The organism is Mangrovimonas sp. YM274 (genome assembly GCF_030908385.1).
GTDB lineage: Bacteria > Bacteroidota > Bacteroidia > Flavobacteriales > Flavobacteriaceae > Mangrovimonas_A.
The window spans coordinates 1,299,224-1,317,500 of the sequence record NZ_CP133091.1 but is presented as its reverse complement, the minus strand read 5'-3'; the positions used below and the strand labels follow the sequence as shown (position 1 = coordinate 1,317,500).

At 44.2% G+C, this 18,277-nt stretch carries 9 protein-coding genes, 2 tRNA genes and 4 rRNA genes (1 of these 15 only partly in view); 1 reads left to right on the top strand and 14 read right to left on the bottom strand.

Annotation, left to right across the window (positions count from 1 at the left end; genetic code table 11):
* The 8 genes from RBH95_RS05790 to RBH95_RS05755 form a co-directional block, all read right to left on the bottom strand.
* Positions 1-809: ribosomal RNA gene (locus RBH95_RS05790) — 16S ribosomal RNA — on the bottom strand (it extends 716 nt beyond the left edge of the window).
* A gap of 1,049 nt (positions 810-1,858) precedes the next feature.
* A 5S ribosomal RNA gene (rrf, locus tag RBH95_RS05785) occupies positions 1,859-1,966 on the bottom strand.
* Positions 1,967-2,052: 86 nt separating this feature from the next.
* Positions 2,053-4,872, bottom strand: a 23S ribosomal RNA gene (locus tag RBH95_RS05780).
* Positions 4,873-4,980: 108 nt separating this feature from the next.
* A tRNA-Ala gene (locus tag RBH95_RS05775) sits at positions 4,981-5,054 on the bottom strand.
* Positions 5,055-5,193: 139 nt separating this feature from the next.
* Positions 5,194-5,267 (bottom strand) — tRNA-Ile (locus RBH95_RS05770).
* An 85-nt stretch (positions 5,268-5,352) separates the two neighbouring features.
* A 16S ribosomal RNA gene (locus RBH95_RS05765) occupies positions 5,353-6,875 on the bottom strand.
* Together the 16S, 23S and 5S rRNA genes with 2 tRNA genes alongside form the textbook arrangement of a ribosomal RNA operon.
* A gap of 1,141 nt (positions 6,876-8,016) precedes the next feature.
* Positions 8,017-9,348 carry a glycosyltransferase family 2 protein gene (locus RBH95_RS05760; protein ID WP_307901742.1) on the bottom strand — a complete coding sequence of 444 codons (1,332 nt, stop codon included), beginning with the start codon at positions 9,346-9,348 and terminating at the stop codon, positions 8,017-8,019.
* Positions 9,349-9,539: 191 nt separating this feature from the next.
* Positions 9,540-10,316, bottom strand: a complete 777-nt coding sequence (locus tag RBH95_RS05755; RefSeq protein ID WP_307901741.1) for a hypothetical protein — start codon at positions 10,314-10,316, stop codon at positions 9,540-9,542.
* A 706-nt stretch (positions 10,317-11,022) separates the two neighbouring features.
* Between RBH95_RS05755 and RBH95_RS05750 the strand changes: the two genes are divergently transcribed.
* Positions 11,023-11,259 (top strand): hypothetical protein, encoded by a 237-nt coding sequence (locus RBH95_RS05750; RefSeq protein ID WP_307901740.1) that lies wholly within the window; start codon positions 11,023-11,025, stop codon positions 11,257-11,259.
* On the opposite strand, the gene RBH95_RS05745 is transcribed toward RBH95_RS05750, so the two are convergent.
* From RBH95_RS05745 to RBH95_RS05720, 6 genes are read right to left on the bottom strand one after another with little or no spacing between them, the layout of a single operon-like run.
* Positions 11,256-11,993 carry a class I SAM-dependent methyltransferase gene (locus RBH95_RS05745; RefSeq protein ID WP_307901739.1) on the bottom strand — a complete coding sequence of 246 codons (738 nt, stop codon included), beginning with the start codon at positions 11,991-11,993 and terminating at the stop codon, positions 11,256-11,258. The two genes, RBH95_RS05750 and RBH95_RS05745, sit on opposite strands and share 4 nt — an antisense overlap.
* A gap of 14 nt (positions 11,994-12,007) precedes the next feature.
* Positions 12,008-13,198 carry a glycosyltransferase family 4 protein gene (locus tag RBH95_RS05740; protein WP_307901738.1) on the bottom strand — a complete coding sequence of 397 codons (1,191 nt, stop codon included), beginning with the start codon at positions 13,196-13,198 and terminating at the stop codon, positions 12,008-12,010.
* Positions 13,174-14,076 carry a hypothetical protein gene (locus RBH95_RS05735; protein ID WP_307901737.1) on the bottom strand — a complete coding sequence of 301 codons (903 nt, stop codon included), beginning with the start codon at positions 14,074-14,076 and terminating at the stop codon, positions 13,174-13,176. Before RBH95_RS05735 ends, RBH95_RS05740 begins: the two co-directional genes overlap by 25 nt.
* A 37-nt stretch (positions 14,077-14,113) precedes the next feature.
* Positions 14,114-15,550 carry an MBOAT family protein gene (locus RBH95_RS05730; RefSeq protein WP_307901736.1) on the bottom strand — a complete coding sequence of 479 codons (1,437 nt, stop codon included), beginning with the start codon at positions 15,548-15,550 and terminating at the stop codon, positions 14,114-14,116.
* Positions 15,540-16,652 (bottom strand): glycosyltransferase, encoded by a 1,113-nt coding sequence (locus RBH95_RS05725; protein WP_307901735.1) that lies wholly within the window; start codon positions 16,650-16,652, stop codon positions 15,540-15,542. Before RBH95_RS05725 ends, RBH95_RS05730 begins: the two co-directional genes overlap by 11 nt.
* A complete protein-coding gene (locus RBH95_RS05720; RefSeq protein ID WP_307901734.1) occupies positions 16,649-18,070 on the bottom strand; it encodes an asparagine synthase-related protein in 1,422 nt (473 codons plus the stop codon). Before RBH95_RS05720 ends, RBH95_RS05725 begins: the two co-directional genes overlap by 4 nt.
* Positions 18,071-18,277: the final 207 nt, after the last annotated feature.

Below are 18,277 nucleotides of genomic sequence, written 5' to 3'. Positions count from 1 at the left end.
GGCGTGGACTACCAGGGTATCTAATCCTGTTCGCTCCCCACGCTTTCGTCCATCAGTGTCAGTACGTTGTTAGTGATCTGCCTTCGCAATCGGTATTCTATGTAATATCTATGCATTTCACCGCTACACTACATATTCTAACCACTTCACAACGACTCAAGACCGACAGTATCAAGGGCAGTTCTACAGTTGAGCTGCAGGCTTTCACCCCTGACTTACCGGTCCACCTACGGACCCTTTAAACCCAATGATTCCGGATAACGCTTGGATCCTCCGTATTACCGCGGCTGCTGGCACGGAGTTAGCCGATCCTTATTCTTACGGTACCGTCAAGCTCCTACACGTAGGAGTGTTTCTTCCCGTACAAAAGCAGTTTACAACCCATAGGGCAGTCTTCCTGCACGCGGCATGGCTGGATCAGGCTCCCGCCCATTGTCCAATATTCCTCACTGCTGCCTCCCGTAGGAGTCTGGTCCGTGTCTCAGTACCAGTGTGGGGGATCCCCCTCTCAGGGCCCCTATCTATCGTCGCCTAGGTGTGCCGTTACCACACCTACTAGCTAATAGAACGCATGCCCATCTCTTACCGCCGAAACTTTAATACCATTGTGATGCCACATCGGTATACTACGGGGTATTAATCCAAATTTCTCTGGGCTATCCCCCTGTAAGAGGTAGGTTGCATACGCGTTACGCACCCGTGCGCCACTCGCCGGCGGAAAAGCAAGCTTTTCCCCGCTGCCGTTCGACTTGCATGTGTTAGGCCTGCCGCTAGCGTTCATCCTGAGCCAGGATCAAACTCTTCATCGTTAAATCTTAAATATTATTCAGACTCCCGAAACGGAATTTTCTTGGTTCTCAAAATGGCTTGTTCTTTGTTCGACCAGATCTTATTAAAGATCCAATCTTACGCTGTCAATTCAATATGTTAATGAACTTGTCTTCTTTGTTTTTCCTAAGCTCAGCGCTTAAGCGGGTGCAAATATAGAACCCTTTTTCGAGTCTCACAAACAGTTCGGTTATTTTTTTAAAAAGTTTTTTTTCGTGGCGCAATCGCATCTCAAAATCCCTATAACCGATACTCTCAATGAACTTCTTTCGCTACAACAGCACTCGCTGTTTTTGCGGGTGCAAATATACCGCCTTTTTGGATATGTGCAACTCTTTTTTTGTGTTTTTGGAAAGTTTTTATACTCCAAAAATATAGAGCTCTGAAATAAAGGGCATTAAATATAATAAATAATTTCAAATTCTCATGTAGCAGTACATAGATTTAACCCTTCCATATTTAAAAATAGCCATCCTGGATAAAAGTCACTCTAAGAATTACCCTTAATCTCTATTGAATACTCCTACCTACATTCTATGAGAAAACTCAAAATAAATTTTAAGTAGGATAACAAATTCCGTCTAATTATATCTCAACACCTAGCCTATCCTTTGTACCTGAAAAAATAACTAACAAAAGTTGACACTATTGCATAACAAGTTGGTCAAAAAACTTAAAGAACGCTAGGCGCTACGTCAAATTCTAATAGCTTTTCAAGCAATCGGACGTGTATCAGTCCTACCAAAAAAGCATCCCTACAACCAAGATCTTATCTGTTACACCTAGTTAGCTAATAGAACTAGTTAAAACCATGAAAAAATAACCAATATGATAAAGTATGGATTGCCATGTCTTTCCCTTAAAAGTTCTTTTACCATAATTCCATAGTATAACTAACAACAAAATAGGAGATCGATTAAAATTTTTAAAACAGAATTTACACCAGCTATGAAAAATAAAGAATGGAAATCAGAAAAGTAAAAGTACCCAAAAACAAAAAGCCCCCAGCATATGATGCTGGGGGCTTCAAAAAAGGCGACGACCTACTCTCCCACAGGTGCAGTACCATCGGCGCTAACGGGCTTAACTTCTCTGTTCGGAAAGGTAAGAGGTGAGCCCCGTCGCTATAACCGCCTTAAATCGTCTGTCCATTTCTGGACCAATATCTTAACATAATGGAAACATATCCATGAAATATTTTTTGCAACCTATAAAAAGAACGCGTACAATAAGCCTACGGGTTATTAGTACTACTCGGCTATGACATTACTGCCTTTACACCTGTAGCCTATCGACGTGGTCATCTTCCACGGCCCTTTAAAGAAATCTCATCTTGTGGTGGGTTTCGCGCTTATATGCTTTCAGCGCTTATCCCTTCCGAACGTAGCTACCCTGCAATGCCCCTGGCGGAACAACAGGTACACTAGAGGTTCGTCCAACTCGGTCCTCTCGTACTAGAGTCAGATCCACTCAAATTTCTAACGCCCACAGTAGATAGAGACCGAACTGTCTCACGACGTTCTGAACCCAGCTCGCGTGCCACTTTAATGGGCGAACAGCCCAACCCTTGGGACCTTCTCCAGCCCCAGGATGTGACGAGCCGACATCGAGGTGCCAAACCCCCCCGTCGATGTGAGCTCTTGGGGGAGATCAGCCTGTTATCCCCGGAGTACCTTTTATCCTTTGAGCGATGGCCCTTCCATGCGGAACCACCGGATCACTATGCTCTACTTTCGTACCTGATCGACCTGTATGTCTCTCAGTCAAGCTCCCTTATGCCATTGCACTCTGCGCACGGTTACCAAGCGTGCTGAGGGAACCTTTAGAAGCCTCCGTTACTCTTTTGGAGGCGACCACCCCAGTCAAACTACCCACCAAGCACTGTCCCCCAACAGGGGTTAGACTCTAGACAAGCAAAGGGTGGTATTTCAACAATGACTCCACAACGCCTGGCGACGCCGCTTCGAAGTCTCCCACCTATCCTACACATTACTTGTCCAAAGCCAATACTAAGCTATAGTAAAGGTTCACGGGGTCTTTTCGTCCCACTGCGGGTAATCGGCATCTTCACCGATACTACAATTTCACCGAGCTCATGGCTGAGACAGTGTCCAGATCGTTACACCATTCGTGCAGGTCGGAACTTACCCGACAAGGAATTTCGCTACCTTAGGACCGTTATAGTTACGGCCGCCGTTTACTGGGGCTTCATTTCAGATCTTCGCGTAAAGCTAAACCCTCCACTTAACCTTCCAGCACCGGGCAGGTGTCAGGCCCTATACGTCATCTTTCGATTTAGCAGAGCCCTGTGTTTTTGATAAACAGTCGCCTGGACCTTTTCACTGCGGCCCCACCGGAGTGGGGCGACCCTTCTCCCGAAGTTACGGGTCTATTTTGCCTAGTTCCTTAGCCATGAATCTCTCGAGCACCTTAGAATTCTCATCCCAACTACCTGTGTCGGTTTACGGTACGGGCTGCCTCGCTCGCTTTTCTTGGAAGTCGCTTCTCTGGATTATCACCTTGTCCGTAGACTCAGTGTACTATCGCGGTGTTACCACTCGCTTCAACGCACTATTCCGTCAGTGCGCACCAAATATACGCCTCCGTCACTTTTGTTGCGGGCAGGTACGGGAATATTAACCCGTTGTCCATCCACTTCCCCCTTCGGGTTCGCGTTAGGTCCCGACTAACCCTCAGCTGATTAGCATAGCTGAGGAAACCTTAGTCTTTCGGTGTGCGGGTTTCTCGCCCGCATTATCGTTACTTATGCCTACATTTTCTTTTGTAGCTCCTCCAGCATGCCTCGCGACACACCTTCAGCGGCACTACAATGCTCCCCTACCACTTTTAAAAGTCCATAGCTTCGGTAGTATGTTTATGCCCGATTATTATCCATGCCGAACCGCTCGACTAGTGAGCTGTTACGCACTCTTTAAATGAATGGCTGCTTCCAAGCCAACATCCTAGCTGTCTAAGCAGTTCAACCTCGTTTATTCAACTTAACATACATTTGGGGACCTTAGCTGATGGTCTGGGTTCTTTCCCTCTCGGACATGGACCTTAGCACCCATGCCCTCACTGCTGACCAACATTTTATAGCATTCGGAGTTTGTCAGGAATTGGTAGGCGGTGAAGCCCCCGCATCCAATCAGTAGCTCTACCTCTATAAAACTAGATCAACGCTGCACCTAAATGCATTTCGGGGAGTACGAGCTATTTCCGAGTTTGATTGGCCTTTCACCCCTACCCACAGGTCATCCGAAGACTTTTCAACGTCAACCGGTTCGGGCCTCCACTGTGTGTTACCACAGCTTCACCCTGCCCATGGGTAGATCACACGGTTTCGCGTCTACCGCTACTGACTATGGTCGCCCTGTTCAGACTCGCTTTCGCTACGGATCCGGACCTGAAGCCCTTAACCTTGCCAGCAACGGTAACTCGTAGGCTCATTATGCAAAAGGCACGCCGTCACCCCAATGGGGCTCCGACCGCTTGTAGGCGTATGGTTTCAGGTTCTATTTCACTCCCCTGTTCGGGGTTCTTTTCACCTTTCCCTCACGGTACTGGTTCACTATCGGTCTCTCAGGAGTATTTAGCCTTACCGGATGGTCCCGGCAGATTCACACAGGGTTACACGTGCCCCGCGCTACTCAGGATACTGCTATCGATAACACGCTTTGCCTATACGGGACTATCACCCTCTATGGTCGCTCTTTCCAAAGCGTTCTAGTTCATTGTGCATCAAATGTCGCAGTCCTACAACCCCAACATTGCCGTAACAATATTGGTTTGGGCTAATCCGCGTTCGCTCGCCACTACTAACGGAATCACTTTTGTTTTCTCTTCCTCCGGGTACTTAGATGTTTCAGTTCCCCGGGTTCGCCTCCTTGCGGATACTATATCTTCAATATAGTGGGTTGCCCCATTCGGATATCTGCGGATCAAATCGTATGTGCCGATCCCCGCAGCTTTTCGCAGCTTATCACGTCCTTCTTCGCCTCTGAGAGCCTAGGCATTCCCCATACGCCCTTGTTTAGCTTATTGTACTTTTTGTCTTTTTAATGAGTTACGTTATTGCTCGTTACAATAACATTTTATTTTTCATGTATATCTTTCCAATATGTCAATGAACTTCTGTCCCTTAGGGACTCGTGGAGAATATCGGAGTCGAACCGATGACCTCCTGCGTGCAAGGCAGGCGCTCTAGCCAGCTGAGCTAATCCCCCGTTATCTTTAGCTGTCAGTTAACAGTTATCAGTTAACAGTACTTATAACGGCTACTCAACCTCTAAAATTTCCTTTCAGTTTTTAATGAACTTATTTCCAATTGTTAATTGCCTATTGGCAACTGATCATTGGATTTTGTAGTCTCAGGCAGACTCGAACTGCCGACCTCTACATTATCAGTGTAGCGCTCTAACCAGCTGAGCTATGAGACTCTACTTAATAGGTCATTTTTAAATTAACAGCAAAAGAACAGGCGCACCTTAAGCTCCTTTTTCCAGTTTCGTCGTCTTTCTCTAGAAAGGAGGTGTTCCAGCCGCACCTTCCGGTACGGCTACCTTGTTACGACTTAGCCCTAGTTACCAATTTTACCCTAGGCCGCTCCTCGCGGTGACGGACTTCAGGCACTCCCGGCTTCCATGGCTTGACGGGCGGTGTGTACAAGGCCCGGGAACGTATTCACCGGATCATGGCTGATATCCGATTACTAGCGATTCCAGCTTCACGGAGTCGAGTTGCAGACTCCGATCCGAACTGTGATAGGTTTTGTGGATTCGCTCCTGCTCGCGCAGTGGCTGCCCTCTGTACCTACCATTGTAGCACGTGTGTAGCCCAGGACGTAAGGGCCGTGATGATTTGACGTCATCCCCACCTTCCTCGCGGTTTGCACCGGCAGTCTTGTTAGAGTTCCCGACATTACTCGATGGCAACTAACAACAGGGGTTGCGCTCGTTATAGGACTTAACCTGACACCTCACGGCACGAGCTGACGACAACCATGCAGCACCTTGTAAGTAGTCCGAAGAAAGTCTGTTTCCAGATCATGCAACTTACATTTAAGCCCTGGTAAGGTTCCTCGCGTATCATCGAATTAAACCACATGCTCCACCGCTTGTGCGGGCCCCCGTCAATTCCTTTGAGTTTCATTCTTGCGAACGTACTCCCCAGGTGGGTCACTTATCACTTTCGCTTAGCCACTCAGACCGAAGTCCGAACAGCTAGTGACCATCGTTTACGGCGTGGACTACCAGGGTATCTAATCCTGTTCGCTCCCCACGCTTTCGTCCATCAGTGTCAGTACGTTGTTAGTGATCTGCCTTCGCAATCGGTATTCTATGTAATATCTATGCATTTCACCGCTACACTACATATTCTAACCACTTCACAACGACTCAAGACCGACAGTATCAAGGGCAGTTCTACAGTTGAGCTGCAGGCTTTCACCCCTGACTTACCGGTCCACCTACGGACCCTTTAAACCCAATGATTCCGGATAACGCTTGGATCCTCCGTATTACCGCGGCTGCTGGCACGGAGTTAGCCGATCCTTATTCTTACGGTACCGTCAAGCTCCTACACGTAGGAGTGTTTCTTCCCGTACAAAAGCAGTTTACAACCCATAGGGCAGTCTTCCTGCACGCGGCATGGCTGGATCAGGCTCCCGCCCATTGTCCAATATTCCTCACTGCTGCCTCCCGTAGGAGTCTGGTCCGTGTCTCAGTACCAGTGTGGGGGATCCCCCTCAGGGCCCCTATCTATCGTCGCCTAGGTGTGCCGTTACCACACCTACTAGCTAATAGAACGCATGCCCATCTCTTACCGCCGAAACTTTAATACCATTGTGATGCCACATCGGTATACTACGGGGTATTAATCCAAATTTCTCTGGGCTATCCCCCTGTAAGAGGTAGGTTGCATACGCGTTACGCACCCGTGCGCCACTCGCCGGCGGAAAAGCAAGCTTTTCCCCGCTGCCGTTCGACTTGCATGTGTTAGGCCTGCCGCTAGCGTTCATCCTGAGCCAGGATCAAACTCTTCATCGTTAAATCTTAAATATTATTCAGACTCCCGAAACGGAATTTTCTTGGTTCTCAAAATGGCTTGTTCTTTGTTCGACCAAATCTTATTAAAGATCCAATCTTACGCTGTCAATTCAATATGTTAATGAACTTGTCTTCTTTGTTTTTCTTAAGCTCAGCGCTTAAGCGGGTGCAAATATAGAACCCTTTTTTGAGTCTCACAAACAGTTCGGTTTTTTTTTTTTAAAAAAGTTTTTTTTCGTGGCGCAATCACCTCTCAAAACCCCTATAACCGATACTCTCAATGAACTCCTTCCGCTACAACAGCACTCGCTGTTTTTGCGGGTGCAAATATACCGCCTTTTTGGATATGTGCAACTCTTTTTTTGTGTTTTTGAAAAATATTTTGAGATAGGAATTTTAGAAGTCTGAAATTGAAGTGTTTGATTGTGGAAATGTTTCATGGTTTATAGGAAGTGGTGTGTTGAGCTGTTCTAGACACCCCCTTTTTGAATACATACTATATATATTGTGTACAGCCTGCATAAATCCCAAATATCCCTTTGTCATATATAAAGGATAGTCCAAAACAAAAAAGACATACCTCAAGGCATGCCTTTTACTCAATATATAAATCCAAAACACATATGAAAACAAGTCCCTTATCGAAAGTGAACCAATATACGCATGGCAAGTTAACAATATCACCCTGAGTTTATCGGAGAGCACCACTCATGGTTCTTTCCTTTTGACTCTTGTCTCTTTCCTCTCTATTATCACTACTTACTACAAAAAACAAGAAAGCCCTTCCGAACACTAATCAACCTCTATAAAATGAATACCGGAAAGGCTTTTTTGAAGATACTGCTATTAACTGGTACTAAGGTAGCTATAAAAAAGTGTCACACAAGATATCACACAATTAGTTATACACATGGTTTTCAACATCTTACACCCAAACTTATAAACACCTTATACACGCTCTTATCAACAAATCAGGATTTACCCTACAACAAATAGTTCATACAAAGTAAAATACCTACAAATTTCTCCATCCCCTTCTTTACTCTGCTCCTCCATGTTTCATTCCTCATTCTTAATTTTTCACTACTCACTACTACATTTAGTCTTGGTTCTTGATTCTTTGCTCTTTATTCTAAATTCTTCATTCTAAATCCCCAATCATCGGCCCCTCCTCCAACTTTCTACTGGCCAAACGCCAAGATCGCCACACCTGCATTCCAACCAAAGGCAAAAGCAATACCGACAGAAAAGCTCCCAAAACCAACATGAATCGGTTTTGCTTAAAGCGATAAGGCATAATAGACATAGGCACGGTGCGCAACAGAGCATATCTGGCGGCCCTATTACCAAAATAACGCCTAAAAAAATACAGCACACTTGGAATAGGTCTTGGCGCCAACAGTTTTTTGGTTCGAAACGCATCCCAACTACCCATCTCCCGAAGCCCCCCACTATCCACTTTCAAATGCAAACGCTCGGCATAGGGGTTGGACACGTTCAAAAAACCAGCCAAATAGGAGCGAAGTCCAAACTCCCCATCCCCCATACGCTGCTTTTCAAACTGCCGGTCGAACAGGCCTATGGCCTCAAACACTTCCCGTGTAATCAAAACGTTTCCGGTATCCAATTGATCACTCACCCTAAAAAAGGCATAGTGCTCAGGCACCTTGGCTCCCACTTTCGAAATAGATACCCCTGAAGAAATATCGGCCTTAAAAAAATCCAAAGCCTTCATATGGGAAGCAATCCAATTGGGTGCCACTCGGCTATCATCATCAAACAACAGAAAATAAGCGCCTTGAGCTTCTTGTATCGCTCGGTTCCTTGCCAACCAAAGGGCTTGTTCCTCTTGGTAAACCACTTGCAAATCCAACCCAAAGTCCTTATAAAAAGACTCTTGAAAGGGTTGGGACTGGTCCACCACCAACACCTCAAAATTAGGGTAGTCCTGCTGTGCCAAGTCCTTCAGGACATCCTTTAAATACGGATAGCGGTTTAAAGTCGGAATAACGACAGATACTTTGGGTCCCTTTTCTAACAAAGAGCTTTCAAAACCATCCCACCCTTCATGAGCTAAAGGCTGGTTTAAATACGTACTACGTATAGCATGACGACTACGCCAAAAGGCTCCGACTTCCTTAATAGGATTACAAAAACTGCCCAAGCGCAATCCCAGCACATACCATACCCAAGCCTTGTTAAAGTACTTGCGGATAAACCGGTACTCGTCTATTAAAGGTAAAGCTTCTGTTTGAGAATAGACCTCAGCATCCCCAACATATCCCTTCTGCAAAGCCTGCCAAGACAGGTCGTACTGTTGTGCCAACTCACTTTCAAAACGCGTATCCGCTTCCAACTGCGACTTAACCACTTCTGGTAAGACCTCTACCCTAGGGAATACTCCCGTTCCACCAGTCTTGTGTAAAGAAAAATAATGGGTGGGTTGGAGATAGTTCAGGAATTTAAAAAGCATGCTTCACTAGATTGATTAGGATTTAAAGCCGCCCTGGACTTATACTCTCCTTAGGCCACTTTCATTTTGGTGCTTAAAAATACTAAAAGCCCCTTAGTTTGTTAACTTCCTTACGTTTTTTTTGAAAGGGCTCCATAATGCACAAAGAGAGGGCTTAAACCCTCTCTTCTTACTACTCTTATACACAAACTTTACAAAACGTCTATCAATTGCAAGGCATTGAAAGCGCCATTGTTTAGGGGATATTGCACGGCATTTACTTCTTGGAAGAAGGCTACTTTCAGAAAATAGCACTGGTTTCCAGCACCTACCGGTACCCCTACAGGGGTTAGGGTAATGGAGGACGCCACCCCATCGATAGGAAGGTTGGTGACCGGGCTTAGTTGCAAGTCCTTTTCCTGAGTTGCAAAATCCAAGTTCAAAAACCCAGCGATCAAACTCACATGGGTAGCCCCGTCGGGCACTTCCAAATTCTGGATGGGTATGATGTTAGGGATCGTTACCGTACCGGTGGCCGTGTCGAGGTTGAAATCTGAACGGAGTACCACTCCCAACAAGGCGTTGGCGTTAAAATTGAAGCCCTTCAGCTCTGTTTGCCCTTGGATTGACTGCAGGCCCAAAGCCACATTACGCTCTCCCCTAGCAGAGGTGGTATCGGCGTTTTTTACTTTAGCCATTACCTGGGTCAATCGAGAGGTTACCAAACCATCTTTGGCGTCGACCATGAGATCGAGAATGGCTCTGCGAAGGAGTTTCCCAGCAGATGCTACATTGCCAAATTCGGTGCCATTTTCCCGAGTTCTCGCAAAGGCAGGATCGGATTGGATCCGGGCTTTACTGACTCCGCTTTTGGTTTTTACCAAATACCCTTGTTTGCCCTTGTAGAAGGTAAGATCGCCCAAGGTGCCTTCGATCTTGATTATGCTTCTTAGTTTTGCCATAATTTTCATTTTTATGTCGTAAACCACGACGTTGTTGAACTTCTTTTAGGACAAGCTGATGGTTCCAGGCGCGCTTAAACATTGGCCACTGTTTGGTATATACTGGGACCTACCAACTGCCACTATTCAAACTTCGAAGTTTTTTTGGATGGGTGTATGCCAAGCTTTCCTATTTAGTTGCATTTCACCTTTCTTTGTCCACTTTTACATTTCCTTCCATTTCTTTCCAGTGGTGCCCATACTTTCCCAATTCTCCCCAATGTATGCTTCTTTTGCCGTTTCTTCCGTTTTCTCCCCATTTCTCCCTTTATACCTAAATGCATGCGGGATGGCTTTCCCATGCTTAAGCCATACCTAAGCTATGGCGCATCTGTACAGAATTTTTGGAATTGTCTGGTGCTTGATACGACACTAGCCAACAGCCCTTAAGAGCCCCTATTTTGTAAGCGCCGCGTGTTGAACACAGCCTGGAACATTGAGACTCTTTTGGTTGCTCACGGTAAGATCCACAGGAGGCTTCAAACAACCTTTTTAGCAAGCGGGAATGAAGGCCAAATGGGGTATAAGCATTGGAATGCCCCGTGTTTTATTTAGGCTTCCGCTGTCCTAGATGGACTAAACGCAAAAAAACTTCCTATACTCTATAAGAAATTATTGTTTTTAACGTTACATATCTTACAAAACTCTATTTTGTGACTTTCCCTAGATATATGATTTTACTAACTGTAGCCTATTGGCGCTACTATATGCAGAGGCACACATGTACCGGATTTGTATTTACCCCAAAGACGTTTCATGGCTTACCGGTAAAGGTGAGCGCTCTGCCCGTGAGCTTATTAGAGACATTAAGCTTTTACACCATAAAGACAAGCACCAGTTGGTGACCATTAAGGAATTTTGTGAGTATACGGGACTACCCTATGACGATGTTTTTAATGTGATTAACCAAAAAGGCAGCTCTCGCCATTAGCTTTTTTGAAAACACCAAACTACGTGATCTTCAAACAAGCCAAACTTTTCTGTATCTGAAGGCGGTAGATTTTGGACTTTCAGTTCTTGTGTATTAAATCCGACTTTTTCAAACCGCAAATAATAATCCAGGCCACAACTCCTACAATGGTCATAGTGCCCATGGACTTTTTCAAAATCCTTATAAGGGATTTCCGAATTTTCAAAAGTGTGGAGACTTTTTAACGGAAAGATTGGCACACTCACCAAAAAATGACCTCCTGGTTTTAACAAACGATAGACCTCTTCAATTGCCTGAACATCCTGGACAATATGCTCCAAAACATGCCATGCGACTACCAAATCGTAATTTTCAGAAGGTAAATTGGTACGGGTAATGTCCTGTACTATATTGATATGTTTTACTGGTCTTATATTCAATCTATCATATGTACTCCCCTCCTGCAAATTCTTTGCCATGTAAGTGTTTTCATTTAGATTGGGTGCTATATGAAGTACTCTCTTAGGGTTTTGTAACAAGTTAAAGTATTCTAAAGCAAAGGGCATCAAACGAGTTCTTTGAAGTGACCTACATTTAGGGCACTTTCCCTTGAAAAATTGGGTCCCCTTCCAATTACAGATGTCACATTTTACATTATCTCCAGCATGCATGATCACACGGCCTTTATTAACCAAAAAGTCCTTAGCTTTATCTACGTAAGCTCTAGGGTTATTGACAAAATTGACTAGTTTCATTTCCTAAGTTTTAGTTAATTGGTATAAAATGCTTCGAACTGTTTGCGCTGGGATTCCAAATTAAATTCATTACTCACTCTTTTTTGTGCGGCCTTCCTTATTTTTGCTTTAGCTTCCTTTGTCAACTGGCTTATTTCCAAAATTTTCCCTGCCAAAGCCTTTGGATTATTCTTAGGCACAACCCAGCCAGTCTCCCCATCTAAGACATTTTCAGGTAAGGCTCCACCATTGGACACTATGCACAAGCAACCCATTGCTTGGGCTTCCAAAACGGCATTACAAAAGCCTTCCGACAAACTATATTGAACATAGATCTCCGTATTTCTTAAATGTTCTACTATCATTTCATGCGTTTGCTTTCCCTTTAAAACCACTTCATCTTCTAAACCAAGGTCTACAATCAATCGCTCCAAAACTCGCCTTTCCTTTCCTTCTCCTATGACCCTATAGATAAACGTCTCTCCCTGTTCCTTCAGTTCTTTGAGTGCCTTAAGAATTAAATCTATTCCTTTGATTTCATGTAATCGACCAATTGTTAAGAACATTCCTTCCTTTCTTAAATTTTGTGGCAGATTTGAAAACCGTTGCACATCCAATGCAGGCGTTATTATTTGAACAGGGACCCCCTCCTCCAAACCTTCTTCTTTCGCCCTAGTCTCCATGTATTTAGATATTGCATGCACCTTATCCACTTTGCGCCATAACAAACCATAACACCCTGGGTGCTTTTTGGGATATATGTCCATATCATAGCCTCTTAAACTCACTGCCATTTTTGCTCCGATAGCTTCTGCCACGACTTCACTTTGTATGGCCATGGTAGCAAAGCCAAAATGTAACCAATCCAAATCTGCGGTAAGCATGTGCGCATTATTATACATGTTTTTGGCGATTTGCAGCCCCCCTTTTTTTTCTTTGCGTTCCAATACCATCAATTTCCATAATCGTTTTGGACAACGACAGACTAACTTGGTATACCCCCAGAGCATTGCAAATATTTGAAGCACTGCATTATCCTTATATACTTTTGGAGCCAAGACTACCTTGCATAAATTGAATGAGGGGTCGTGAAATTGTGCGAACAGCGTTACCTCATAGCCGGACTGTATCAATCCTTTTATTTTGGAATTAAAAAATGTCTCCGAATAATTAGGAGTCCTTGATAAGACCAGCCCTATTTTTATTTTTTGTTTTGTTCTTGGCACTGCAAAATAAATTTAGCAAGTTCTTTTGAAAACTCTTCTCCTGAGTTGATACTTAAATGATGGCCATCTGTATACTCATATTCTTGATGCTGTAAAGCTGCATTCCAATACTCAACTTTTGTTTCCTTGGCCAATTTTTCCATTTTTATATCAAAATTTGGCATCCATTCGTATTCCATTTCCCTCATTGCCTTATCTACAGGCATTCTTAACAATAGTACTGTTCCATGCCTTTTTAAATATTCTATTATGGTCTGTAGATATTCCAAGCGCCGTTTTGAAGCTCCCAAATATTCCTCCCTCATTTCCCTATAGCTATTTAGGGTAGCCTTTACCCTTTGTTCTTTTCTGTGTTGATCATCTTTTAAAGCGACCTCAAACCAACCATCGTCCCGAACTTCCAAATTTTCGCCATGGTAATTTGGCCATTTTTTTGTAATCAACTCAATGTTCCTACCTGTATAACAATAGAGCAAATAAGGAATGTTTGGTGCCCTATTTACATATTTGACTTTCCCCAAAACAGATTCCGACTCCCTAAAATAACCCCCATCGGTCCTTTCTTCCCTAGTATCGGAAATGGTCCAGGGATTGACCTCCAAAACAAACACGCCATTATGTACTTCAGGGTCCAACTTTCTTTTAATGCTGAGCAGATAGGGTTCCCCATAGGGTGTATGTATCCTCGAAAATGCATAGTTATACAGTTTTACACCAGGCAATAGGGCATTGCATATCCTAGGCTGTATCCCTTGTGCTGCCCTAGAAGACCCAATTATCAATGAGTGCTGTTTAGGACTTGTAAATTTTAAATAAAAGGCATCTGCATGTCCATCGGCTAAAGCAAATATTCCTAAAGCACTTATAAAAAGTAGCATCAAAAACCCACAAGATTTTAATAAAAACTTCCTCATATCAGAACTGAAAATATATAAACTCCTGTTCCTTTCCTCCGTATAAAAATATCACCATAGCAATCACATAATAAAGCCCCCACCGTAAGGCTTTGGGATACCTAAACCATAAATGCTCTATGGCATACCGCCCTTCCCGACCACGCCATTCTACCAAAACAAATAGCCCCAACAACACCAATAAAAAACTTGGCCGTATCTCCGGAATCGAAAACAAGGAGGCACTAAAAACACCTTTAAGATAAGACAGGGCTTCCGTCACGCTAGCAGCCCTAAAAAATACCCAGGCCACAACTGTTAATAAAAAGGTACTCCCCATTTGCCAACATTCCCTAAAATTGGGCAACAACTGCCCTTGTGCCACAACTTCGGTGTGCTTCCTGTGTTGTTTTAAGAGAATTAAAGGTAAAAAGTAGGCGGCATTTAAGCCTCCCCACACCAAAAAAGTCCAATTGGCGCCATGCCAAAAGCCACTCACTAAAAAAATAACCAACACATTTCGCAACACCTGTCCTTTAGAGCCTCGAGATCCCCCCAAGGGAATATAGACATAATCCCGGAACCAGGTGGATAAGGAGATATGCCAACGTCTCCAAAATTCAGCAATGTCCCTAGAAAAATAAGGGGTTGCAAAATTCTGCATCAAATCAAAGCCAAATAGGCGGGCCGTTCCTATAGCGATATCCGAATAGCCCGAAAAATCCCCATAAATCTGAAAGGCAAAAAAAATGGCTCCCAAAAACAAGGTACTTCCCGAATGCTCGGTATGATGTTCAAAGATGGTATTGGCAAACTGGGCACAGTTATCGGCAATCACTATTTTCTTAAAAAGCCCCCATAGTATTTGACGCAAGCCGTCTACCGATTTTTGATACTTAAATTCACGTCGTGTTTGAAACTGTGGCAACAAATGGGAGGCCCGCTCTATGGGGCCAGCCACCAATTGCGGAAAAAAACTCACAAAAGCGGCAAAAGCGATAAAGTCCTTGGTGGGCCCCAAGCGCTGTCGGTACACATCTATGGTATAGCTCAAGGTTTGAAAGGTATAAAAACTAATGCCTACGGGCAGGATAATATGAAGGGTATTCGGTTGGATCTCCTTCCCTAAAAACGAAAAGGCTTCGGTAAAATTAGCTATGAAAAAATTATAGTACTTAAAAAAGCCCAAAAGCCCCAGATTCACCACAATACTGGTCCACAACAAATATTTACGTTCTTTAGGATTGGCTCTCTTCCCTAATGCCAGACCTATACCATAATCCACAAGCGTACTAAAGGCAATCAGGGCCAAAAAGCGCGGATCCCACCAGCCATAAAACACATAACTGGCAATGACGATCAAAACATTTTGCAGTTGGCGGCGCTCCCCTCCAAACGCCCAATACAAAGCAAATACTAAGGGTAAAAAAACGGCAAAATCTATCGAATTAAACAGCATAGGTTTTCAATATTTGTTGGTAACATTTTTGATGTTCTTGTATGCACTTGTCTAAGGAAAATTGATTTTGGGCGCGCTGCAACATATCGGTGGCCAAAGCATTTTTGGTCTTGACATCCAAACTTAAAAATGCCTGAAGGCTATCACTAAGGGCCTTTACATCCCCCGCTGGGAACAATAAGTCATCCCAATTTTCAAGCAAATCCCGAATTCCCGGGATATCGGAACCTATCACCACACGCCCCGAAGCCATGGCTTCCAAGGGAGCTAGCGGCAAACCTTCCTTACGTCCCTCATCTTTGGTAGGAATCACAAACAGGTCGGCAACGGCCAAAAAGGGCCTCACATCCAATTGTTTCTCTATAAACATAATCTGAGAAGATGAATAAGTACGCTTTAGTTCCTTTCCATAGGCATTCTCATGGTCTCCCACAATCAGCACCTTAATTCTTAAATCCTCCAAACTTTGTACAGCCTCTAACAACACTTCAATCCCTTTTACAGGAGCCAAATTGGCGACAGATACAATAACAAAATCGCTATCTTTAAAACCATGTCCTAAAGGAGTGGTCCTCGTTCGGTTCAAGGGGCGAAACCGTTGAAGGTCGACCCCCAAGGGCATATACAGCACCTTATCGTTATAAGATGCCAAGATCCCTGTTTCCATATCCCTATTAACGGCAATGATTTGGGTGCTTAACTGACTGCGCCAATGCCAGGCCTTATTGCCCCATCCCATAGCCTTTTTGGTATACACATAGGGGATACCCGTCCATTTGGCAGCCAAGGCCTCCGTAAAATCCGAACTCCAATGCCAGGAATGGATCAAATCAAATTGCTCCCGCTTAAAAAAACGGGCTATAGTTCGTATTCTAAATGCTAAGCTATAAAATGGACGGTAGGGCACACAAAAGTTGACGATATGAATGGGCACACCTAAGCCCTTTACTTCCTTAAAAAAAGCACCGCCGTCATGCTGACAGGCAATATGCGGTTCAAATAGCGTCTTATCCAATCCCTTTACCAAATCATAAACCACCTTCCCGCTTCCTGCGGTATCAAAATTAGGGATGGTAAAGAGTATTTTTATACGTTTTGTCATACGCTTCTTGCTGCTCCTGATACTAAGCCAGAAGCCTCTTGTTGGTTAAAAGCAGCCAAAACCAATAACATGTTTATGGTATGGGCCGTTTCCGGGTTGGGCTGCTCATAAAACTTACCAATCGCCTCCTTGATAAAAGATTGTCGCAAACCCAATACCATCGGCGAAGTTAATAAATAAGCTTCCAAAGCCGACTGGTTCTCAGCCCCTAAAAACTGTAACTCCCAATTACGCTGAACATAAGGAGTCCCTAATCGCTGCTTTATAGTCCGTTGCGTTTTATTGATAAGGCGATAGGGCCAATTAAAAGGCGCTTTATTCCAATGATAATTAGTGAGGTGGAAAGGGCGCTGGTCCTGCCAGGATACCTTGGCCAAGTGTGGTGCACGTTCCCTTATATAGGCAATTTGTAGCTGCCGCCCTTTTAAAAAGGCTTCAGGAATGTTGGTAATCAATGCACACATGCGATTGTCATAATAAGGAAGGGACACAGAGTGGACACTCTCAAACACCGACAAATTTACTGAAGTCCATCGAGGGGCCCAATACAAACTCTTAAAAGCCCTGATCTGGGCATTCGCACTTTCAGGAATGTCAATAGCCTTTAGCAAACTGCTAACCCGCTCCCTCAAATAAGCTTCAAAACTGCCTTCCAAGTCCCATATCTTCCATAATTGTTGAGCCAATTTCAATCCTCCGGGCTTTAAAAGCTTTTTTAGCAACACCTCTAACTGCGCCTCAAAAGGAAGGGAGTCATTTACTTTCATATCATCAAACAGTACATCCCCCCAATGCCCCAAAAGAAATAAACTTCCCAATCCCTGTAAATGTTCTGTAACGGCCATTTGTCTAGGACTACAAAAATCGGCATAACAGCCATTCAAATTGGCAAGATCTTCTAAACGTTCCCATAAATAACCTTTAGGAATTTGCAACGACTGAAAAGGCATGCCTGCCCTTTTTGCTAGTTGCTTGGCAATAGCGGTTTCTGGATAGCCCCCAGCAAAATCATAACTATAACTTGCCACAGAGGCACCTGTCTGCTGTAAAGCCACTGCCAAAGTCCGACTGTCCAAACCACCCGACAAAGGCAAAATGACCTCTTGTCCCGCTACCTGCCCTCCGACAATCTCCTCCAATAGATCTCCATACCGCTCCAATGCTTGGGCAAAATTAAGGTCTTCCGGTCGGTACGCCCATTTAAAATAGGGCTTGGAACCTTGCAAATACCCCTCGGCATCCAATTCATGCACACTGGCAGGTCGCAATACCTCCTGGTCCTTCCAATACGTATCGCTATCCAGAAAAAAACCAATGGCTGTAAACACACAAATAGCCTCCAAATGCAGTTCATGAGGAGCTTTTACCTTAGTAAAGGTCTGTTTACTCGGAATGATGGGTGTTTTGATGGTTTTCATTAGCTACTGCGCTAATATAGGAAATGGATTGGTATTTTTCTTCTTGATTGGACTTAATTAGGAGCAAGTCTGATTTGTAAAGGAAGTGAGGGCTTCCTATGGTTACAACAAGCCCTCTATATTTACGGATTACTTCAGTCGTACCTCCTTCGTAATGACGCTGGGCTTTGGGGTGAGGTCTTTTTCATTTTAAAGATTACTTCGCTC